We start from the raw sequence: 22,182 nt of genomic DNA, 5'->3' as shown, positions 1-22,182 counted from the left end.
GACGGCGAGCGTCAGTAGACTGCCACGACCCGATAGAACCCGTGACGGCAGGAGCGGCGTCGTCCGCGGAAAAAGTCGCTGTCGTCGAGGGGGGAACCATCATGGCGGCACGCTACCGGCTCGGGGTCGACATCGGCGGGACATTCACCGACGTCATGGTGGCGGATGAAACGGGATCCGTGGTCGCGACGCTCAAGACCCCGTCGGTGCCCTCGGCGCCGGAAGCGGCGGTCTTTCAGGCGCTTTCCGAGCTTGCGGCCGCCGGCATCGCGGCGGAGGACGTGGCCCTCTTCGTCCACGGCACCACGCTGGCCGTAAACACCTTGATCGAACGGAACGGCGCACGCACGGGCCTGCTTGTAACCAAGGGCTTCCGCGACATTCTCGAGATCCGCCGGCTGCGCCTCGAGAACACGACGGACTTCTATGGAGAAAAGCCCGTGCCGCTCGTGCCCCGCGATCTCGTGGTAGAGATCGACGAGCGTCTCTTCGCCGACGGCGGGGTTCACCGTCCGCTCGACGAGGCGGGGGTGCGTGAGGCTGCGCGGCGGCTGGCCGGTGACGGCGTCCAAGCGATCGCGGTCTGCTTCATGCACGCGTACCGGAACGCGGCGCACGAGCGCCGGGCGCGGGACATCGTGCGATCCGAACGGCCGGAATTATTCGTCTGCGTGAGCGCGGATCTCTGGCCGCAACAGCGCGAGTATGAGCGCTGCCTGGTGGCGGTGATGAACGCCTACATCGGCGCGCGGATGGCGGGGTACTTTCGAGGATTGGACGCGGGTGCCGCGCGGCACGGTCTTCGCGCGCAGGTCCTTTCGACCAAATCGAACGGCGGCGTCATGACGGCCGCCCGCGCCGCTGAGGAACCGGTGCACACGCTGCTGTCGGGACCGGCGTCGGGTGTGATCGGTGCCGCGCACGTCGCGCGGCTCGCCGGCGCGTCACACATCGTTACGCTGGACATGGGCGGCACCAGTGCCGATGTGGCGGTCGTCACCGAGGGGCAGCCGGCCTATTCGACTGAGAACTCGGTCGGCGATTTCCCGGTCATCATGCCGGCCGTCGACGTCTCTTCGATCGGCGCCGGGGGAGGATCAGTTGCGTGGCTCGACGCCGCGGGCGTCTTGAAAGTCGGCCCGCAGAGCGCCGGCGCCGATCCGGGTCCGGCCTGCTACGGTCGAGGCGGTCGCCTTCCCACGGTGACGGACGCGTATGTTCACCTCGGGATCATCGCCCCGGACCGGTTCCTCGGCGGACAGATGCCGCTCGACGCCACTCTCGCCGCCCGCGCGCTGGAAGAGTTGGGCCGCGCACTGGGGATCTCTTCGCGGGCGGCCGCGCAGGCCATCATGGACGTGACGACCTCGAACATGTACGCGCAGTTCACCCCCCTCATGGCCAGGCGCGGCGTAGACCCCCGGGACTTCACCCTGCTTGCCTACGGAGGCGCCGGACCCACCCATGCGTTCTTGCTGGCCGGCGAGGTTGGGATCGGGCGGGTGCTTGTACCCCCGTCGCCCGGTACGCTCTGTGCGCTCGGATGCATCGTTGCCGACCTGCGCAACGATTTCGTGCACACGCTGTATCGAAGCGGCAAGGACCTGACCGAGCAGGAACTCGAAGAAGGGTACGCCCGACTGGAGGACCAGGGAGGCCAATGGCTTCGTGAAGAGAGCGCGCGCGGGATCGCTCTCGAGTCATCGTACGTCCTCTACAGCGCCGACATGCGCTACGAAGGGCAGGCGTTTGAGATCGAAGTCGCCGTGCCGGGCGCGGAGCGCGGCGATCGGACAGCGATCGGACGGCGCTTTCATGAGCTGTACCATTCGGTGTTCGGCGTGAGCGACCCCGACGCACCGCTCATGTTCGTGAACCTCCGCGCGACCGTCGTAGGAGTGACCGCGAAGGTTGCGCGGCTGGAGGCGCGGGCCGGACGCACCGACGCGTCTCGCGGCGAGACGCGGTCGGTGTTCCTCGACGGGCGGGAGACGAAGGCGTCGGTGCTTCCCCGCGCTGCGGTCGGTGCAGACCGGTGGATCGCAGGCCCGGTAATCGTCGAACAGTATGACACGACCACTTTTGTCCCGGCCGGATATCGGGTGCGCTCCGACGGCCTCGGCAATCTCATCGGGGAGGCCGTGTAATGGCGGCGCGCGCGGGTCTCGGCGAAGAGCGCTCCACGACGGCCGATCCGGTGTTCCTTGGGATTTTCAAGAATCGGATTCAGGCGATCGCGGAGGAAATGGCCAACGTCGTACTCCGCACCGGGTTCACGGTGTTCGTCAAGGAGACCGCGGACTTCGGCACGTTCCTCTTGTCGCCCGCGGGCGAAACCTTCGGGTCCCCGGTCGTGACGGGGGTGAACTTATCGCTCGGCATCCCCGGGGAAGGCATCATCGACGCGATCCCCGAGTGGCACGAAGGGGACATCGCGATCGCGAACGATCCCTACGCGACCGCGGGCGTATCGACCCATCTCGCCGACGTCTACCTCATCAAACCGATCTTCGCGGAGGGCCGCGTTATCGCGTTCGGGTGTTGCTTTGTGCATTCGTCGGACGTGGGCGGCAAAGTGCCCGGCAGCATCACGCCGGCCGCCTACGACATCTATCAGGAAGGTATACGCCTGGCTCCCGTCAAGCTGTATGAGCGCGGACAGCTCGACGAGCGGATCCTCCGCATCTTCCTCGATAACTGCCGCATCCCGGAGCAGAACTGGGGAGACCTCCGGGCATTGATGGCGGCGCTGCACACGGGAGAGCGGCGGCTCCACGAGCTGGTCGCGCGGTACGGCGTCGCGCAGGTCGAGCGCGGCATCGAGGATCTTCTCGGCTACGCGGAACGCCGGGTGCGCGCGATGATCCGCGAGATCCCGGATGGCGAGTACACGTTCTGGGACTATCTCGAGGACGGTCCGGGCGGCTATCCCATCCGGCTGCGCTGCCGGCTCGTCGTGCGCGGGGAGGAGGTGTTGCTGGACTTCGAGGGCACCGACCCTCAAGTCCGCGCGGCGTTTAATCTCCCATCGTCCAACAAGCAGGGGCATTTCATGTTCGTCCCCACGCTCGTGCGGTATTTTCGCACCCTCGACCCGGCGGTGCCATGGAACACCGGCATGGTCCGAATGGTCCGGAACAGCGCCCCGCTCGGCAGTTTGCTGAACCCACAGCCGCCCGCGGCCGTCGGCGTTCGGGCCGCCACCTTCATTCGGTTGATGGACGTCCTGATTGGCGCACTGAGCCTCGCGCAGCCGGACCGGCTGCCCGCGGCGGGCGCCGGTCAGGCGTGCATTGTGCTTTTGGCCATGGATGATATGCGGACGGGGAAGCGGTTGGTGGGCGTGGTCCAGCCGATCTGCGGGGGATGCGGCGGGCGCCCGATGGCGGACGGCATCGACGGGATGGATTTCTCGGTCGGGTATCTCCGCAACGTGCCGGCGGAGACCCTGGAAGCCGACATGCCGCTCCTGGTGGAGCACTACGGTCTGCGCCCGGACTCAGGCGGTCCCGGCCGGTACAGGGGAGGCATGGGTATCGAGCTTACGATCCGCGTCTTTTCGCCCGATACCGTCATGACGGCCCGCGGCATGGAGCGCATGCATTTTCGGCCATGGGGACGGCTCGGCGGGATGCCGGGCCGTCCCGGCACCGCGTTCAAGAACCGCGGCGCAGCCGACGAGGCGCCGACCGGCCGCATCGATGAGTTGCTGCTCCAGCCCGGGGACACGATGACGTTTCTCTCGCAGGGCGGCGGCGGCTACGGTGACCCGTACGAGCGAGACCCGCTCCGCGTTCTCGCCGATGTCCGGCGCGGTCTCGTCTCGTCCGAATCGGCCCGAGCCGACTACGGCGTCGTGCTCCAGGACGGCGAACTCGACGCGGCGGCGACGCAGGTTGTGCGGAGCGGCCGGCCCGCGCGGCGGCTCGAATTCGACTACGGGCCCGAACGGGACGCCTTCGAGGCGGTCTGGACCGACGCGATGCAGACCGCGCTCAACGCCGCGCTCGCCGGCTATCCGCTGTCGCTTCGCAACTATCTGAAGCAGCGGGCGATGATCGAGGTGGACGCACGCGTCCGAGCCGGGCGGACCACGAGACCCGCCGGTCTGGCCGGTCTCGTGGGCGACATAGCGCAGCAGATGGCCGGCCGCGTGCGGCCGGGATAACATCGGAGGAGGCGGACGCGATGGCGGCTCCGTGGGATGCGGTCCAGCGCGAAGTCAGGGAGCGACAGGCGTCGGCCGCGATCGCGGCCTCGCCGGAAAGCGTTCGCCACCTGGCCGGCGTGCACTTCGCCAGCCAGGTGATGATCCGCCGGAGGTTTGCGTTCGTCGTCATTCCCGCCACCGGCGAACCGATGCTGCTCGTGCAGGCGGTGCTCGAAGGAACCGCGCGATCCCGGGGGCTCATCCCGGACGTCGCCACGTACGTCACCGGTCCGGTCGAAGGGCTCGCGGCGCAGCTCGCGCAGCGCGGCCTCGACCGCGGCGCGCTCCTCGTCGAACTCGACTTCCTTCCGGCCGCGGACGCGCGCCGGCTTGCTTCGCTCGTGCCCGACGCGCGCGTCGAGGATGCCGGCGAGTTGTTCCGGTCGCGCCGCCAGGTCCGGCTGCCGAACGACCTCCGAGAGCACGAGCGCTGCGCCCGCGCGGCGGAGCGCGCCATTCAGATCGCATTTTCGCTCGCGGCCGGCGGTGACGCTACCGAGCGACAGGTGTACGCGCGCATGCAGGACGCGATGCTGACCATCGGGGGCGGCGTCATTCCATTTATCACGCTCGCGTCCGGCGCGGAGCGCACGTTGGACGTCCACGCGCATCCTTCCAGCCGGCTGATCGACCGCGGCGACCTTCTCCGCGTCGACTGCGTCGGGTTCTTCTCCGGATTGTACACCGATATGGCCCGCACCGTGGTCATCGGCGAGGCCACCCCGGACCAGCGGGCGATGTATCGTCGGGTGCGTGCGGTCCAGAAAGACGTCGTCGCGTTCTTGCGCCCGGGCGTGCCGGCCGGCGCCGTGTACGAGTACTTTCTCGAGCGTGTGAAAGCGCGCGGCGTGTCCTTCGCCTATCGGTACGTCGGCCACAGCGTCGGCTACGGGGTCGTAGAGGATCCCGTCATGACGCCGGACGTACACGATCCGCTGCTGCCCGGGATGGTGCTATGCGTGGAGGTGATGGACCGCGTGCCGGGGCTGGGCGCGGTTCATCTCGAAGACATGCTGGTCCTCACCGAGGACGGGCCGCAGGTCTGGACCGGCATCATGGCCGCGGACGAACTGCCCGAGTACGGTTAAGCCAGAGTCCGCCCACCGGCCCGGGCGCGCGCTATAGTCCGAACACAAAGGCGATGCTGTCGCCGCTGGCCGCGGTGCGGTTGCCGGTGACCGGATATGTGATCACCCATCCGTCGATCGGGCTCCGAATGGTTTCAACGTCGTTTCCGAACACGTCGTAGAGCACGGCGACGGGCTCGTCGCGCTTGACGGGCGCGCCGAGCGGCACGAGCGGCCGTACCAGCCCGCCGTGGTCGCAGGCGAGATAATGGCGGTTCGTCAGCCTGCCGCCGATCACGGGGACCTCGGTCTGCGGTTCTGCCGGTCCGTCGAGCATCTTCAAATGCCTCAGGACGTTCATCACGCCGGTCACTCCCGCCCGGACGGACGGCTCCTCCCAGACATAGCCGCCGGAAAGTTCCACGGTGAGCGCGGGCTTGCCAGCGTCCAGCGCCGCGTCCTGCAGCATGCCGCTCAACCCGGTCTGGCCCAACCGGCCGACGGCGACGGTGATCCCGAACGCTTCCGCGAGATCCCACTGGGAGTCCCACGCCGGGCCGGAGCCCCCGACCCGGACGATGTTAAAGCTGACCGCGCCGATCGCGTTGGAGTGGATGTCCAGCACCACGTCCGCCGCGGCCACGCCCTTGTGGAATAGATCGTACGCGATTCGTTCCGTCAGCGTCCCGCGGGCGTTGCCGGGAAACACACGGTTGATGTTCACACCGTCGTGAAAGGTGAGCCGCGACGAAGTTCCGTACGCCACCGGGTGCTGCACGGGCACGGCCACCAGCGTGCCGCGGAGCGTTCTCGGATCGACGTGCTCCCGGGTGAGACGCCGGATGACTTCGCAGCCGGGAATCTCGTCTCCGTGTATCGTCGAGCCGACCCACAGGACAGGGCCCGGTGCTCCACCGTGCAGGACGATCAGCGGGATTTGGACGCGCGAGCCATCGCGCAGGTAGGCGCTTTCGATGTACCCCGTCGCCAGCGTGCCCCGCCCCGCCCGGGCCGTTCCCATCTCAAAGACGTCGCCCATGGCCGTCCTCCTTGGCGCGCATCAACCGCGTTCGATGAGCCGGCGGTATTCCTGCGTCTTGAGCAGTGAGACCGCGACGAGCACGAGCACGACCGTGAACCCGATAAGCACCGTGGAGATCGCGGCCAGCGTCGGGTCCTGGTAGTTTTCCTCGTAGTTGAGCATGGCGATGGGCAGAGTGTTGTTCCTGGGACGCGTCAGGAACAGCGAGACCTCGACCTGGTCGAACGATGTCACAAAGGCGAACAACGCCGCAACGGTGAGCCCGGGCCGGATCGACGGAATCGTCACCGCAAAGAAGGTACGCAGCGGGTTGGCGCCCAGGTCCATCGCGGCCTCCTCATATTCCCGGCCAAGCGTCTGGAGGCTGGCGGCGACGATGGACACGACAAACGGAAGCCCGAGGAGCGCGTGTCCCAGAATGAGGCCGGTGCGTGTACCGTACAGGCCGACCCGAATGTACAAGAGAAACAGCGCGGCCCCGAACACGATCGCGGGCACGATGAGGGGGAGCAGGAGCAAGGACTGGGTCAGACCCCGGACGGGGAACCGGTAGCGCGTAAGCCCGTACGCCGCCGGCGTCCCGAGTACGAGCGCCAGCGCGGTGGCGCCCACGGCGACCAGCAGCGAATTGGTCATCCCGCTGCGGAATTCGGGTACCTGGAAGAGGGCGTTGACGTACCATCGCAGCGTCACCCCGGGGAAGGGGAACGTCCCGTAGGTCGATGTGTTGACCGAGTCGGCGATGACCAGCGCGAGCGGAGCCAGCATGTACACGCCCACCAAGCCCAAGTAGACCCAGAGGGCGACGGTGAGACGATCCGCGCGTTCGGCCGTCACGCGCTGCGCCCGGCGACGGCGATCGATTTCCGGAAGACCACGGTGGATACAAGAATGATCGTCCACACCAGGGCGATGAGCGCGATCGCCTCCACCGCGGCCAGGGGCCAGTTGAGGTCGGAGATGTTTTGATAAATGAGGAGCGGAAGGACCTGGACGCGACCGCCGCCGAGCAGCTGCGGCGTGACGTAGGCGTTCATGGCGAGAATGAACGTCAATTGCGCCGCGGCGTAAACGCCGGGGAAGGACAGCGGCCACGTCACCCGCAGGAACGCCTGGAGCCGATTTGCGCCGAGGTCCGCGGCCGCCTCTCGGACCTCCGGATCCATACGCAGCAGCACGCTCAGAATCGGAAAGACCGTGAACGGCAGCAGCACGTGGACGAGCGCGATGGTCACCCCAGTGAAATTGAAGATCAGCCGGATCGGCGACGCGGCGAGGTGCAGGTGGAGCAGCGCCCAGTTTACGATGCCGCCGCGCGCGAGGATGATGAGCCAGCCGTAGGCCCGCACGATGCTGCTGGTCAGCAGCGGCGAGAAGACGAGGATGTACGCCACGATGACCCAACCGGGGCGGCGGATCTTGGTGATCGCGTAGGCGGACGGGTAGCCGATGACCAGACACGCCGCGGTGGTGATGAGGGCGAGACGGAACTCTTGGAAGACGACGTCTGCGTAGAACGGGTCCCGGACGAAGCGGCCGTACGCCTCAAACGTCAGGATCGGCTGCACCTGCGTCCCGGTGAAGTGGAACGCGCTGTTAACGAGCAGGATGGCGAGCGCCGTTATCAGGGTGCTGACGATGAAGAGCGCCGCCGGGCCAACCAGGCCGGTGACCGTGAGCGCGCGCGGCCGGTCGCCCCGGACGCGCGGACGCGGCGCGCGCCCCGCCATGGAGATCGTCATTCCGTCAGCACCACGCCGTCCTGCGCTCGCCACGCGACGTCGACGGCATCGCCGGGCCGCAGCAGCGTGCGCCCGTCGGCGGGCACCTGGGCCGTGACGCGTTGACCGAACGATGCCAGCAGCCGGTACTCCGCGACGGCGCCTTTGAACGTGAGCGTCTCGATCGACGCGGCGAAGCGATTGTCGAATTCGTCGCCGAGCGCCTCCCGGGCGGTCCGTGTGGCGATCCGTAGCCGTTCGGGCCGGACACTGAGGTGGACGGCCATTCCCGCCTCGACGGGACCGTTCGGCCGAGCCCCAAACGTTATTCCGAAGACGGACACGACTACGCGATCCGGCTTCGCCTCTGTCACCCGCCCCTCGAGGAGATTGCTCTCGCCCAGGAACGTGGCCACGAAGCGAGTTCGCGGCAGCTCGTAGATATCGCGGCCGCTGCCGACTTGTTCGACGACGCCGTCGCGCAACACGGCGATCCGGTCCGACATCGTCATGGCCTCGGTTTGGTCGTGCGTTACGTAGACGAACGTCGTGCCGACGCGGTGTTGAATCTCTTTGAGCTCTACCTGCATCTGCATCCGGAGCCGAAGGTCGAGCGCGCCGAGCGGCTCGTCCAGAAGCAGGACGGGAGGTTCGTTGACGAGTGCGCGCGCGATCGCCACGCGCTGCTTCTGGCCGCCGCTCAACTGGTGCACGCGCCGCGCCTCGAAGCCGCGAAGGTCCACCAGGTCCAGGACCCGCAGGACCTTGCCCCGGATCGTGTTGCGGTCGAACCGCTTGAGGCGCAATCCGAACGCGATGTTGTCGTAGACATCGAGGTGGGGGAACAGCGCGAGGTGCTGAAAAATGAGATTGGTGTCACGCCGGTAGGCCGGGATGTCATTCGCGAGGCGTCCGTTGAGGTAGACCTCGCCCTCGGACGGACGCTCGAACCCGCTGATCATGCGGAGAATTGTCGTCTTCCCACAGCCGCTCGGACCGAGGAGCGAAAAAAACTCGTTCCCCCGAATCTCAAGGCACACGTTCCGGACGGCCTCGATGCCGCCGAAGCGCTTGGTGACGCTTCTCAGCTCGACGGCCGGTCCGGAACGCCTCGCCTCGCCTGCCGGCACCCCCGTGGACCCCTGGGCTGCTTGAATGAGCCCGTTTACATCTTGGCCTTCACCTCACGGTCCCACCGCTGCTTCCACGCGTTATTCTGCTCGTTCACGGTCGCCCAATCCGGTTGGATGGCCCGCTGGATGGCGGCCGGCTGGAACACGGGCTCCTTGCGGTACTTCGGATCCAGAGCGACACCCTTGATCGCGGGGACGGTAGCCGTGAGATTGCAGTAACGCGAGATCACTTGGTTGGACAGGTATTCGTTGATGATGTCCGAGGCCACGTCCACCTGATCCGGATTGCTGCCTTTGATCACGTTGAAGTAGTAGGTGAACGCGACCATGCCTTCCTTCGGCACCGAATAGGCGAAGGGGCCGTTGCCGCCCGGGCTCTCCTCGTTCCACGTGATCGCAAAGCTCGTGAAGTAGGGAGCGATGAGCGCCTCGCCGCGGGCCAGCGCGTCCTTCACCTGTTCGTTGGTGGTGAACGTTGCCAGGAACTGGCCCTCCTTCGCCGCTTTGCTGAATTGCTCGAACGTAGCGTCGATGTGCTTGGCATCGCCGCCGTTGGCGTGCGCGACGCCCAACAGCCCGTTGAACCCCCAGGCATAGTCGAACAGCATCACCTTGCCCTTGAAGCGCGGTGCGAAGATGTCGTTCCAGCTGGTCGGTGGCTCCTTGACCAGCGTCTTGTTGTACAGGATGCCGACGCCGCTCAGCCCCCACCCGATGCCGGTGTTGTTCGGTCGACGGTAGCTGGGGTAGACGTTCGCGATGTTCGGAATCTTCTTCGGGTCGAGGCTCATCCAGATGTCGTCGTGCTCGCCCTTCGTCTGCGCGTCCACGTTGAAGAACCCGAAGTGAATGAGAGGCTTGTTGGGATCGACCTGGCGTTGGGCCACGATCTTCGGATACGTGACCGCGTTCGTCCCCTCGTAGAGTTCGATGTCGACGTTCGGGTGCTGTTTCTCGAACGACGCCTTGACTTCGCGCGGCACGACTCCCTGCCCGCCGCCGATCCAGATGAATTCCGTCAACTGGACTTTGCGGCCTCCGGCTACCGGCGTCTGGCCGAACACGGCTGCGGACGGCCACGACAACCCGCCCATCGTCGCGAGTCCAAACGCCGCTCCCGTCCGGGCGGTGGTGTGGAGCAATTGTCGGCGAGTCAGTGCGTCTCCCATGCCCTTGCGCATCGACCTCCTCCTCTCTCCACGCAAACGATCGCCAAGACCCCTTGCGGATTGGGCGCTTCCTTAACGATCTCCGGGCGCGAGTCCTTCCATACCAGCATTTTTCAACCCTGGGTTTTGACCCATTCGACGTACCGGCGCAGTCCGGTTTCCAAATCGATGCGCGGGCGATAGCCCGTATCCGTCAGCAGCCGCTCGACGTTTAGTGGACCGCGACGCCGGCGGGTCAGCGAGGGAGCCACGTTTGCACTGTCAGCACGCTCCGACTTGCGATACCGCAACGGGAGGACACGGGCCAGCGTGTCCAGCAGCTCCGAATGGCTGTAGCCTCTCGGTCCGGCGCAGTTGTAGAGACGATGCGGGAGCGCGCCGGCGAACAGCAGCGCCGAGATGGCGCGGGCCAGATCATCCGCGTTGATCCAGTCCCGGACGGGATCGAGCTCGTGGAGCCGCAGCTCCTCACCGCTTAGCGCCAGGCGGACACACTCATAGATCAGCGACATCTGCTCGCGCGACCCCGGCATCGGTCGCTCCATCGCCCCGTACACCCATCCGACGCGCACCGCGGCGACGGGAACCCCGGAGAGGCGTTCGTAGAACTCACAGAGCTGCTCGCCGGTCTTCTTGGTAATCGCGTAAAGGCTGTTCCCGCGCAGCGGCGCGGCCTCGGGGACCGGCGCGGCATCACCGGTTTCGCCGTACACACCCGCGGAACTGACATAGATCACGCGCGTCGCGCCCCGGCGGCCCGCCGTCTCCAGGACGTTGGCCGTGCCCAATACGTTGGCCGACACCACCGCGGCCGCCATCGAGCGTTCCATCGTCGGCGTCGGGGTGATCGCCGCCGCATGAACGACGTGCGTCGGGTGATGCTGCGACCAGACGGCTTCCAGGTCCTCGAGGCGGGCCACGTCTCCCGGCACGAACACGACCCGCCGTCCCGCCGCGCCCAAAAAGGCATCCCGCCGCGTGTCATCCGCCGCGGCATGCCGGGAGAGGCAGATGACATCATGTCCCTCGAGGGCCAATCTGCGGACCAGATGGGCCCCGACCGCGCCGGTTCCGCCGGTGACCAACACGGTCGCCATGTCGCCGGCTCCGTCCGTGCGGTGCTGCGTCGATCTAGAATCCGTTGTCCCGGCCGAAGAAATCCTCGTCCGGCAGCAGTTCATCGAGGGTTTCGAGCGCCCGCCGGCTGGCGCGGAGGCGCCGGTTCACCACACCGGTCGTCAGCGCATTCACGAGGGTGACCGCCGCGGTGTACGAGTTGAAGAAGGATCGGCTCTTGAGCGCACAGATGAGGGAAAGGTCGGCGACCTGCGCGGCAGGCGACCTGAGCGATTCCGTGATCACAATCGTTCGCGCGCCTCTGCGTTTCGCGAGATCGAGCGCGTCGACGGTTCGCCTGGTGTAGCGTTGGAACGAAAAGGCGACCAGAACATCGCTCTTTTCGATGAAACGGAGGTGTTCGAACAACTCCGCGTCCCCGTGGGCCAGGATGTGCGTCCGGATCCCTGAGATCGTGAGCAGAAATCCGAGCATGCCGGCGAGGTTCCCGAGTCCGCGGATGCCGAGGGCGAAGACCTCATGCGCCTCGGTCAGCATGTCAACCGCCCGCGGGAACGAGGCGACCGTGACCGGGTCCGCGGCGGTGAAGCGGAGGTTCTCGATATCCGTGGCGATGATCTGCCCGAGGACATCGTCCGAGGGGACTGAGTCTTCGGCGACGTTCTCTCCGGGCAGGCGGCGGAACGGCGCCAGTTCGCGCTTCACAACGCGCTGAATTGCGCGCAGCATTTCCGGATAGCCGTCATATCCCAGCGCACCCGCAAACCGGACGACGACCGATTCACTGACCTCCGCGCTTGCCGCGACACCGGACGCCGGCAAGAAGGCGGCATCGCGATACCGGTCCAGGAGGTAGTCCGCGATCTTCTTGAAGCTCGGGCTGAGGTCCGGGTATTTGGATCGGATGCGCTCGAAGACTTCCAGGTGATCGGTCTCGGACACGGCTCAGCCCCTCGTCAGGGATGTGGCGTCCGTGCTACTTCGCGTCTCGGCGGTATCGCTCGACGGCCTGGGTGAGCCGGTCCAGGCCCTCCCGCAGCGGGTCCGACGGCACGGCCAGCGAGCCGCGGAGGTACGAAGCCCAGTCGCCGCCGATTGCCCCGCCGGAGCCCAGGATTATATGGTAGTCGCGGCGGAGGCGCTCCGAAAACTCACGCCCCGTCAGGCCCGTGGATGCGACGTTGAAGTAGACATAGTAGGCACCCTGCGGACGACCATAGGTCAGACCGCCCGCGTCGAGGGCCTCCATCCACAGCCGGCGTCGCGCGTCATACTCTTTCAGCACGCCGCCGAACCACTCGTGGGGGCCGGTCAGCGCCGCCATCGCCGCCCACTGCGACACCGACGGTGCGCAGATTGTCATGCCGTGTTTGATCGGCAGCATCGCCCGGAGGAGCGCGGCGGGCGCGGCAATGTACCCGATGCGAAAGCCGGTCATCGAATAGCATTTCGAGAACCCATTGATGGTGATCGTCCGAGAAAACATGTCCGGGAACGATGCGATGCTGTGCTGCCGCAGTCCATCGTAGACGAATTTTTCGTACAGCTCGTCGGCGATGATCAGGAGATCCCGTTCTTGCGCCAGCGCGGCAACGCGCTCGAGCGCGGCGCGCGGTTGCACGGCGCCCGCGGGATTGCTCGGAGAAACCACGATGATCGCCTTCGTGCGGTCGGTAATTCGTTCCGCCAGGACCTCGGCGTCGACGGCGAAGTCGTGCTCCCGCTTCGTCGGCACGGCCACGAGCCGCGCGCCGGCCAGCAGCGCATCGCGCCGGTATTCGTCGTAGTAGGGAGCGTGGATCAGGATTTCGTCGCCGGGATCAAGAAACGTCTGACAGATGACCTGCAGCGCTTCTTGCGTCCCGGTCGTGACGAGGATTTCCGAGTCCGGGTCGGCGGTAATGCCGTTATCCTGTTGAAGCTTCCGCGCGATGGCTCGGCGCAATTCTGGGATGCCGGCCCACTCGGTGTACGTGGTATGCCGGCCGTCGAGCGCCTGCTTGGCTGCGTCGATGATGTGCGGAGGCGTGGCGAAGTCGGGCGTGCCGCTTGACAGCGTGATCATCCCTGTCGTCGGGACCGAGGTTTGGCGGGGGAAACCCTGCCCGACATCGCGGGCGCGGCGCGAAATCATACGCTCGAGCAGTGTCGGCACCGTCGTCTCTGCCATGGGAACCGCTTGTACCTCCGCCGGCCGAAGCTCCTCTAGTGTCGGCAACGCACCTTTCATAAATTGGCCCATTTGGCAGGATTTCCTGCGGGCCGTCAGGTATAAGGCGTCACCCGTCCGGTCTGACCGGCGGTGCTGCTTCGGGAGGTGACGGTTCGTGAACGACCGCAGGTGGATTGTCAGCGCGACTGGGCTGGCGGTGTTCGTGAGCCTCGTGGCCGTGATGGCACTGCCCGCCCGTCCCGCCGCGGTACAAGGCGGGACGTTGGCCATCGCCTGGCCGGCCGACGAAGAGCCGGCCAACCTCGATTCTCAGGTTGACCCCTACGACAGCACCAAACTCTTGAACTCCTTCGTCGCCGATCCTCTGATCCGCCTCAACTCGGACGGACGGTACGTCGCGGCGCTCGCCACGGCCTGGACGGTGTCTCCAGACGGCAAAGTCTGGACTCTTACCGTCCGGAAGGGGGTCAAGTTCCAGGACGGCACGCCGTTCAACGCCGCGGCGGTGAAATTCAATATCGAGCGGATCATGGATCCCAACACGCACTCGGCGGAACTGGCCGACTTTCTCGGCGCCGGCAACTTCCAGAAGGTTGAGGCGGTCGACGATTCGACCGTGAAGATCACATATTCGGGGCCGGTTCCGATTGCGCTGTGGGGCCTCAGTGTGGCGCCGATGTGGTCGCCCGCGGCCGTCAAACAATACGGCGCAAGCTTCCCCCAGCATCTTACCGGGGCGGGCCCCTTCAAATTGGCCGAATGGGCCCGCGGCGATCACGTGAGGTTCTCGCGCGACGCGGGCTATGCCGGCTCTCCGTCGGTGCAATCGCACGCCGGGGCGGCGTACCTCGACGGCATCAACGTCCGGTTCGTCGGAGACCCCGGGGTGCTCGGACAGGTCCTGAAGTCCGGGGAAGTCAATCTCGTCGTCAAGGTGCCGTCCCAGAGTCTCAAGGAGTACCGGGGCAACCCAAACTATCGGGTCGTCCTGGGATATCAACCCGGCACGGGCATGCAGTTCGTCATGAACACGAGCCGGCCCGGGCTGAGCGACATCCGCGTGCGCAAGGCGCTTCGGTTCGCGTACGATCCCGTGAAGGTGAACGAGACGCTCTACGGCGGTGATTACGTCACGGCGAAGGGCCCGTTGACGCCGTCGAGCCGTTTCTACTGGAAGGGCGCGGAGACCGCGTATTCCTATGATCCGGCGAAGGCCCGCCAGCTCCTGGACGAGGCGGGGTGGAAGCTCAATCCGCAGACGGGCATCCGCGAGCAGGGCGGCAAACCGCTCAGCTTCACCATCGTCATGCTGCATCACAAAGAGATCGGGGAGTACCTCTCGGCGCAGTTCCGGCAGATCGGGGTCGACCTGAAGGTGGCCGTGGTGCCGGGACCGGTGCAGCTGCAGCGGGCACAAAGCGGCGATTTCGACTTCATCTACGAGCGGCAGCGCACCTTCGAACCCGATGGGAGCTTGTTCGCCATCTGGTATTCGAAGAACGACAAGCCGGGCGGATGGGCGTGGTCGCGGTTTCACAACGACGCGCTCGACGCGGTGCTGCTGAAGACGCAAGGCGCCTCGTCCCAAACGGACCGGCAGCGGCTGTGGACCCAGGCCCAACGCATGATAACGGATTTCGCGCTGGCGCTGCCGACCGTGGACGACCCGGTGTATTACGCCATGCAGAAGACCGTCCAAGGATTCAAACTGGGCGCCATCGGCAACTGGTTCTTCGTCAACGACGTCTATCTCGAGAAGTGACCCCGGACGCGTACCGGCCCCGCGTCCTCAAGGTGGTCCGCGGTTCCGGTAGCGTTCGGTGACTCACATGCGCGTGCCGATGTACGATCTGCGGGCCGATTATCTGTCGATGCAGTCCGCGATCGACGCGGCCATCCGTCGCGTGCTCGAGAGCGGCACCCTGACGATGGGCCACGAGGTGCGCGCGTTCGAGGAGCACTTCGCCCGCTACTGCGGCGCGCGGCACGCCGTGGGCGTGGGGTCCGGGACCGCGGCCGTGCAGTTGGCGCTGCTGGCGTGCCGCGCGGGGCCGGGCGATGAAGTCATCACGGTCCCCAACACCGATATTCCGACTACGATGGCGATCAGCCACTGCGGCGCTTCGATCGTCTGGGTCGACGTGCATCCCAGGACGTTCAACATGGACCCGGGCCGCCTGCGTGAAAAGATCACGCGCCGAACCAAGGTGATTCTGCCGGTCCATCTGTTCGGTCATCCGGCCGATATGGATCCCATTCTGGACATCGCCCGCAGCGAGGGAGTCCGTGTGATCGAAGACGCGGCGCTCGCGGTCGGCGCGACATACCGGGGGCGAAAGGTCGGTACCATCGGAGACGCCGGCTGCTTCAGCCTGGCGCCGACGAAAATCCTCGGCGCCACGGGCGACGCGGGCATCGTGACCACGGGCGACGACGATATCGCCGCGCGGGTCAAAGTGCTCCGCAACTACGGGCACGACCTGAGCATGGACGACCAGGACGGGTTGGTCGCGGGGGTCCGCCTGTGGCGGCTCATCGCCGAGGGCTTCAATGAACGATTGGACAGTCTGCACGCGGCGGTCCTGACGGCCAAGCTGCCCTCGCTCGATGATTGCATTGTGCGCCGGCGGCGTATTGCCGAGCGGTACCGCGAGCTTCTCGACGGGCTGGCCGCGGTGCTCCCGCACGAGGAGCCGGGCGTCACGCACGTCTATCGAACGTTTCCGATATTGGTTCAGGACAAGGACCACGTGCGGCGGCACCTCGCCGCACGCGGCATCGCGACGCACGCGTATTACACGCCGCTTCTGCATCTGCAGCCGGTGTACCGGCACCTGGGCTTTGGCGCCGGCGCTTTCCCGATCGCCGAATCGATCGCGGACCGTCTGGTTTGTCTGCCGATTTTCCCAACGATGAGCGACGAGCAGCTCGCCGAAGTCGCCGCCGCCGTACGCGAGTGCGTGCCGGCCGCCGCGTAGCGGCGCCCGGCCCGGACGGCGCCGGCGCGAATGCGGGAGGTGACGAGTCCGCCGCCATGTTCACCCTGGTCAAGACGCTGACCGAGCTCACGGGACCCACCGGCGGCGAGTCGCCGGTGCAGGAGTGGTTGGCGCAGCGGTGGCGTAACGCCGGTATGGAGGTCGACACCACACCCATCGGCAACGTGCTCGCGCGCTTGGGCGGACACGGCCCGAAGATCCTCATTGGCGCGCACGCCGACGAGATCAGTTTTCGCGTCAAGAGCATCGATGCCGCCGGGTTTCTTTGGTTGACCGCGGGGCGCGGCCTCGGCGAGCAGCGTCCGCCCGAACCGGTGCCGCTCGGCCTGCCCGCCGCCATCGTGACATCGGCCGGCATCGTGGAGGGCACGTTCGTGAGCGCGACCGGGCACGTGCTGACCCGGCAGCAGCGCGCGCACTACGAGCGGCACGGCCTCGACTGGATGGATTTCTACGTTGACCTCGGCGTGCGAAGCCGCGCAGGCGTCGAGGCGATGGGTGTGCACCCGGGCCTGCCGGTGGTGAACGTGGTCCCGACCCGAAGAAATGGACGGAACATCGTCGGCAAGGCCATGGACGACCGCGCCGCGCTCGCCGTGATGACGGAGCTGGCCGGCCGGGTCGAGCGCGGCCGCCTGCAGTACGACGTGTGGTTCGGGTCCACGGTCATGGAGGAAATCGGGCTGATCGGCGCACGGTCCGCCATTCGCGGTTTCGACCTCGGTCTCGTCCTGGAAGTCGGCCTGGCCGGCGACGTGCCGCTCGTCGACGAACGTCAAATGCCCGTCGGGCTCGGCCGGGGACCGGTCGTAGTGCACAAAGACATGGCTGTCGCCTACAGTGCCGGTCTCACCGCGGGGCTGGCCCGCTGCGCCTCGACCGCCGGTATTTCGCTGCAGCACGCGGTCTTCCAAAACTTTTCGAGCGATGGCCGGGAATGGCTGCAGGAAGGGATCCCCACGGCGATGGTCGCCTTCCCGTGTCGGTACACGCACAGCCCATATGAAACGGTGGATGAGACGGACCTGGAGGCCTGTGTCGACCTGCTGTCGGCGTTTTTGACGGCGCCGCGCTGAGCCGCCGTTCGCGCCTGTGACCGGCTAGACAGGCGCCGGCCTGCCCGACCGGGCCGACCGGTACAGGGCCAGCGCCACTTCAAGGCCGCGGATCCCGTCGTAACCGTCCACGGACGGCCGCCGGCGCTCGCGGATGGCGCCGAGGAACTCCTCGGCCTGACGTTCAAACCGCCGATCCTCGCTGTACGTCTGCCGCTCGGCACCCCGGGCGGTACGGCACTCCACGCTCGCCCCGGTCGTGATGATGAGCGCGCCTTCGCTGCCGAACACCTCGGTCGTCCACGGTCCAAGCCGCCCATACCCGGGCGCGTTTTCGTACAGGACCGCGGTCGCGCCGGACGCGAACGTCAGGACCGCGCACAGCCCGTCCTCGACGTCCGCGGCGTTACTGTACGTCGAGGATCGCGCATAGACTTCGGTGATTTCGTCGTCCAGCAGCCAGCGCAGGCGGTCGATCGCGTGCACGCCGCCGTACATCACGACGCCGCCGCCGGCCAGCGACCGGTCCCATACCCACCCGGGCGTGTCGCGCATGCCGCCGCTGATGAACCGATCGAGCGCTGTGGCCGGCCGCCCCAGACGTCCCGCCCGGATCAGCTCGCGGGCCGCCTGCACTTCAGGGCGAAACCGGTGGACGTAACCGATCATCAACCGGGTGTCCGCCGCGCCGGCCGCGTCCACGATGCGGTGGGCGTCCTCAATGGTGTTGGCGATCGGTTTCTCGAGCAGCAGATGAATCTTCGCCCGCGCCGCCTCCAGTGCGCAGCCGGCATGCAGCGCGTGCGGGAGGCAGACCACTGCCGCATCGATGCCGTGCGCGAACGCGTCCCGATAGTCGGCGAACCAGGCGGCGCCGAATCGCGCCGCGAGCGGCCGTCCCCGCTCGGGATCGACGTCCACGACGGCGGCGACGATCGCGTCCGGATGGGCGCCAAACGCGGCGGCGTGGCGCTCTCCCGCGATGCCCGCCCCGATAATCCCAACGCGTACCGATCCCGGGCGGCCGGCGCGGCTCATCGGTAGGTCGACCGGGGATCGAGCGCCGCGCGGAGGCCGTCCCCCAGCAAGTTCACGGCCATCGCCGCGGAAAAGATCGCAAATCCCGGGAACGTGGAGATCCACCATGCCGAGGCCAGGTACGGTTGCCCGTCGGAGGTCATGAGCCCCCATTCAGGCGTGGGGGGCTGCGCGCCCATGCCGAGGTAGCTGAGGGCCGACCCGACGAGGATCGCACTCCCGACCTGCAGGGTAGACAGGACGACGAGCGGACCGAGCACGTTGGGTAGGATGTGCCGGAACATGATGCGGCGGTCCCGACCGCCGAGCGCCCGCGCCGCCTGCACATATTCGACCTCACGCACCGTGAGGCAGGACCCCCGGACGAGCCGTGCGTAGAGCGGCACGGACGAAATGCCGACCGCCAGCATGACGTTGACCAGTCCCGGCCCGAGGGAGGCGATCACGACGAGGGCGAGCAGCAGGCCCGGAAACGCCAGCATCGCATCCACAATGCGCATCAGCGTCGCGTCGAGCCGGCGGCCATAGTAGCCGGCCACGAGGCCCATGAGCGACCCGGCGGTCATGCCGATGACGACGCTGATCAGCCCGATGGCAAGCGAGAGCCGCGCGCCGAAGATCAGGCGGCTGAAGATATCGCGGCCGAGCAGATCCGTTCCCATTGGATGAGCGAGCGAGGGCGGCTGCCGGCTCGGTGCGACGAGTCCGAGCGGGTCGAACGGGACGACGTGGGGCGCCAGGACCGCGACGGCGATCCATCCGGCCAGAATGACGGCGCCCGCGAGCGCTCCTTTGTTCCGCACAAAGATCTTCCATGTGATCGAAGACCCGCGGCCCGCCCGTCGCGACGGCTGTACGGTCTTCGGCAGGCGGCTTGCGGCGACCTCAGGCATAGCGGATCCGAGGATCGATCAACGCGTACAACAGGTCGATGCCCAGATTGACCAAGACGTACGCCACCGAGGTGAGCAACACCGCGCCTTGGATGAGCGGGTAATCGTGCCACAGGATCGCCTTGACGATGAGCGAGCCGAGGCCCGGCCGGCTGAATATGGTTTCGGTGATCACCGCGCCGCTCAGCATGCCGCCGAACTGAAGCCCGGCGACGGTGATCACCGGAATCAGCGCGTTGCGGAGCGCGTGTTTCGAGGTGACCACCCGGCGGCGAAGCCCTTTCGCCAGCGCGGTGCGGACGTAATCGTGCCGGAGCGCCTCGATCAGGCTGGCGCGCATCAGCCGGCTGATGAGACCGGCGGCGACGAACCCGAGCGTGAAGGCGGGAAGGACGAGCCCCCGAAGCTGTTGGCCGCTGATCGCCGGGAGCCACTGCAGATGGATGGCCACCAGAAGAATCAACAGCAGCGCCAGCCAGAACAGCGGCATGGAGACGCCGAGCAGCGAGACGAACATCGCCGCGTTGTCCAACCACGTGTTTTCGTGGATGCCGGCGAGGATGCCGAGCGGGATGCCGATCAGGAGCGCCGCCGCCATTCCGGCGAGGCTCAGCTGGAAGGTCTGCAGCGAGGCCCCGGTGATCAATTCATTCACCGGCGACTGAAACCGTATCGATTCGCCCAGGTCGCCGCGCAGCGCGTGGGCGATGAAACGGCCGTACTGCACATACAGCGGTTGGTCGAGGCCCATGCTGGTCCGCAGCTGCGCGATGCGCTCCGGCGTGGTGACGCCGGCCTCGGCGCCGGCAAGCATCAGCTGCACCGGGTCTCCGGGCAGCGCGTGCATGATGGCGAATACGACGGTGAAGACCAGCCCGACGACCGGGATCAGGACGGCCACCCGTTGTCCGATGTACCCCGCCATCTCAGACCGTCCCGGCGCGCCGGCGGGCTACGTGCTGATCGACACGTCGTTGACGAAGTACCATGAGCCGATCGCGCCGAGCCGAAAGCCGCGGACCTTCCGCGTCATCGCGTAATACTGTGGATCGTCGAGTGTCGGGAGGTAGAGGGCCTGCTCCGTCACCGTCTTCTGCGCTTCGGTGAAGAGCGCCCGCCTCCGCGCCGGATCCGTGGTGGACTGTGTCTCGAGCAGGACCTTGTCGAGCGCGGCGTTCTGATAGCGCGTCCACGCCCACCCTCCCGGACGGTAGTTCTTGGAGTAGAATTCGTCGGCGAGGATGTCGGGCTCATAGCTCCGCAGCCGTTCGTAGATGATGTCAAAGTCGCCGCTGAACGCGCGCTGCAGCTGTACCGGGCCGGGAACGACTTCGACCCGCAGGTCCACGCCAACGGCGCGCAGCTGGGCCGCAAGGTATTCGCCGATCTCCTTGTGGTGCAGCATCACGATCGTCAGCGTCAAGGGCCGGCCGTCTTTTTCCCGAACGCCGGTGCGCGGATTGTCTTTCCAGCCGGCTTCATCGAGGAGCGAGCGGGCGCGGCCCGGATCGAGCCGGTACGCGTTCTCGGCGCCCTTCCAATAGTACAGCGTGTACTTCGTCAGCGGGCCCCTGACGGTCACGTAGCTGCCGCCGTACAGCGTCTGGTTCATCCGGTCTTGATCGTAGGCGTAGCGCAGGGCGCGCCTCACCCTCACGTCGTTCAGCGCAGGGCGCGCCGTATTCATCGAGAACATCATGCCGTTGCCGGACTGGTACCCCGCCACGACCTCGTAGCCGGGCTGGTTGGCATATGTGCCGACCGCCTGCGCCGGCAGACCCGCGACGAGATTGGCCTCGCCCGTCTTGAGGATCTGTCCGAGCACGCCTTGATCGCCGACAAATCGTACCGTAATGCTTTCGAGAAACGGCGCCCCCTCGTGCTCCTGCCACGGGCGGGCCCCGTGATAGGCGGGGTTCCTCACGAAGCGGACGTTGTCGCCGCGCGCCCAGCCGGCCAGCCGAAAGGCGCCTTCACCAACGAGGTGCTGCTGGAAGCCGCTCCCAAACTGCCTGACCGCGGTGGGTGACCACAGCGGAAAGATGCTGAGTCCGTACAGCAGCGCGGGAACCGGGGAACCATAAATGACACGAACCGTCAGGCGGTCGACCACCTCGGTCTTGAGGTAATTTTTCACGCCGAGATAGCTCGCCATCAGCGCCGAGTGCGTCTCCGGGTTCATGACGCGGTCGATGTTGAACTTCACGGCCTCGGCGTCGAACGGCGTGCCGTCCTGAAAGACGAGACCTTGGCGCAGCGAGAGTGTCCAGACGCGGCCATCGGCGGCGGTCGTCCACCCCGTGGCCAGCATCGGGATGTACCGGCCGGATGACGTCAGCATGACCAGCGGGTCGGTGACAAAGGAGTTGAGCAACCACGCACTGACATAGGGATCGACTTGTCCGTCGAGCGACGCCGGCTCGGCATCGGCGGGCATCGCGATCGTCAGCGCGCCGCCGGGCGCCGCGGCCGCCCAAGAGCGTCCGGCGGCCGACGCACCGGCGAGCGCCGAGCACGTGGCAAGGAGTAGGCTTCGGCGGGTCATGCCATGCAGGCCCATGTGTCGCTCCTCTCGGGATGGCGGCGCATCGTCGGACGGTCGGCG

General features: G+C 66.8%; 18 protein-coding genes. 6 read left to right on the top strand and 12 right to left on the bottom strand.

Going from position 1 to position 22,182, the window contains the following annotated elements:
• Nucleotides 1–101 precede the first annotated feature (101 nt).
• Genes VFL28_04330 through VFL28_04320 form a run of 3 tightly spaced genes read left to right on the top strand, consistent with a single transcriptional unit; the run spans nt 102 to nt 5,298 of the window.
• Nucleotides 102–2,147: a hydantoinase/oxoprolinase family protein gene (locus tag VFL28_04330; protein ID HET7263872.1), complete on the top strand. Its 2,046-nt coding sequence runs from the start codon at nt 102–104 to the stop codon at nt 2,145–2,147.
• The gene (locus VFL28_04325) at nt 2,147–4,168 is read left to right on the top strand and encodes a hydantoinase B/oxoprolinase family protein (protein ID HET7263871.1); all 2,022 of its coding nucleotides are present in this window, start codon (nt 2,147–2,149) and stop codon (nt 4,166–4,168) included. Before VFL28_04330 ends, VFL28_04325 begins: the two co-directional genes overlap by 1 nt.
• A gap of 20 nt (nt 4,169–4,188) precedes the next feature.
• On the top strand, nt 4,189–5,298 hold the full coding sequence (locus VFL28_04320; GenBank protein ID HET7263870.1) for a Xaa-Pro peptidase family protein: 1,110 nt from the start codon (nt 4,189–4,191) through the stop codon (nt 5,296–5,298).
• Nucleotides 5,299–5,329: 31 nt separating this feature from the next.
• Here VFL28_04320 and VFL28_04315 read toward each other — a convergent pair whose 3' ends face one another.
• The 8 genes from VFL28_04315 to VFL28_04280 all read right to left on the bottom strand — a co-directional run bounded on the left by VFL28_04315 (nt 5,330) and on the right by VFL28_04280 (nt 13,589).
• Nucleotides 5,330–6,316: a succinylglutamate desuccinylase/aspartoacylase family protein gene (locus VFL28_04315; GenBank protein HET7263869.1), complete on the bottom strand. Its 987-nt coding sequence runs from the start codon at nt 6,314–6,316 to the stop codon at nt 5,330–5,332.
• A 21-nt stretch (nt 6,317–6,337) separates the two neighbouring features.
• A complete protein-coding gene (locus tag VFL28_04310; GenBank protein HET7263868.1) occupies nt 6,338–7,156 on the bottom strand; it encodes an ABC transporter permease in 819 nt (272 codons plus the stop codon).
• Entirely contained in the window at nt 7,153–8,049 is an 897-nt protein-coding gene (locus VFL28_04305) for an ABC transporter permease (protein ID HET7263867.1), read from the bottom strand. The genes VFL28_04310 and VFL28_04305 overlap by 4 nt, the downstream gene beginning before the upstream one ends.
• 8 nt (nt 8,050–8,057) lie before the next feature.
• Nucleotides 8,058–9,080, bottom strand: a complete 1,023-nt coding sequence (locus VFL28_04300; protein HET7263866.1) for an ABC transporter ATP-binding protein — start codon at nt 9,078–9,080, stop codon at nt 8,058–8,060.
• A 125-nt stretch (nt 9,081–9,205) separates the two neighbouring features.
• Nucleotides 9,206–10,354 carry an extracellular solute-binding protein gene (locus VFL28_04295; GenBank protein ID HET7263865.1) on the bottom strand — a complete coding sequence of 383 codons (1,149 nt, stop codon included), beginning with the start codon at nt 10,352–10,354 and terminating at the stop codon, nt 9,206–9,208.
• 101 nt (nt 10,355–10,455) lie between these two features.
• Nucleotides 10,456–11,439: an NAD(P)-dependent oxidoreductase gene (locus VFL28_04290; GenBank protein HET7263864.1), complete on the bottom strand. Its 984-nt coding sequence runs from the start codon at nt 11,437–11,439 to the stop codon at nt 10,456–10,458.
• A 34-nt stretch (nt 11,440–11,473) separates the two neighbouring features.
• Nucleotides 11,474–12,361 carry a MurR/RpiR family transcriptional regulator gene (locus VFL28_04285; protein HET7263863.1) on the bottom strand — a complete coding sequence of 296 codons (888 nt, stop codon included), beginning with the start codon at nt 12,359–12,361 and terminating at the stop codon, nt 11,474–11,476.
• A gap of 34 nt (nt 12,362–12,395) precedes the next feature.
• Nucleotides 12,396–13,589, bottom strand: a complete 1,194-nt coding sequence (locus VFL28_04280) for an aminotransferase class I/II-fold pyridoxal phosphate-dependent enzyme (GenBank protein HET7263862.1) — start codon at nt 13,587–13,589, stop codon at nt 12,396–12,398.
• A 157-nt stretch (nt 13,590–13,746) separates the two neighbouring features.
• On the opposite strand from VFL28_04280, the gene VFL28_04275 reads away from it, so the two are divergent.
• The 3 genes from VFL28_04275 (at nt 13,747) to VFL28_04265 (ending at nt 17,667) form a co-directional block, all read left to right on the top strand.
• Entirely contained in the window at nt 13,747–15,354 is a 1,608-nt protein-coding gene (locus tag VFL28_04275; GenBank protein ID HET7263861.1) for an ABC transporter substrate-binding protein, read from the top strand.
• Nucleotides 15,355–15,421: 67 nt separating this feature from the next.
• Complete coding sequence (locus VFL28_04270) at nt 15,422–16,570, top strand: DegT/DnrJ/EryC1/StrS family aminotransferase (protein ID HET7263860.1); 1,149 nt, start codon at nt 15,422–15,424, stop codon at nt 16,568–16,570.
• Between the two features lie 56 nt (nt 16,571–16,626).
• Nucleotides 16,627–17,667, top strand: a complete 1,041-nt coding sequence (locus tag VFL28_04265; GenBank protein HET7263859.1) for a M20/M25/M40 family metallo-hydrolase — start codon at nt 16,627–16,629, stop codon at nt 17,665–17,667.
• A gap of 24 nt (nt 17,668–17,691) precedes the next feature.
• Here VFL28_04265 and VFL28_04260 read toward each other — a convergent pair whose 3' ends face one another.
• The 4 genes from VFL28_04260 to VFL28_04245 form a co-directional block, all read right to left on the bottom strand.
• On the bottom strand, nt 17,692–18,684 hold the full coding sequence (locus VFL28_04260) for a Gfo/Idh/MocA family oxidoreductase (GenBank protein ID HET7263858.1): 993 nt from the start codon (nt 18,682–18,684) through the stop codon (nt 17,692–17,694).
• A complete protein-coding gene (locus tag VFL28_04255) occupies nt 18,681–19,505 on the bottom strand; it encodes an ABC transporter permease (protein ID HET7263857.1) in 825 nt (274 codons plus the stop codon). The genes VFL28_04260 and VFL28_04255 overlap by 4 nt, the downstream gene beginning before the upstream one ends.
• 64 nt (nt 19,506–19,569) lie before the next feature.
• On the bottom strand, nt 19,570–20,502 hold the full coding sequence (locus tag VFL28_04250) for an ABC transporter permease (protein HET7263856.1): 933 nt from the start codon (nt 20,500–20,502) through the stop codon (nt 19,570–19,572).
• A 27-nt stretch (nt 20,503–20,529) separates the two neighbouring features.
• Nucleotides 20,530–22,137: an ABC transporter substrate-binding protein gene (locus VFL28_04245; GenBank protein HET7263855.1), complete on the bottom strand. Its 1,608-nt coding sequence runs from the start codon at nt 22,135–22,137 to the stop codon at nt 20,530–20,532.
• Nucleotides 22,138–22,182 lie beyond the last annotated feature (45 nt).

It is taken from the genome of bacterium (assembly GCA_035691305.1).
Classification (GTDB): domain Bacteria; phylum Sysuimicrobiota; class Sysuimicrobiia; order Sysuimicrobiales; family Segetimicrobiaceae; genus DASSJF01.
The sequence above is the reverse complement of the archived record's forward strand: the minus strand, read 5'-3'. Positions and strand labels throughout refer to the sequence as shown.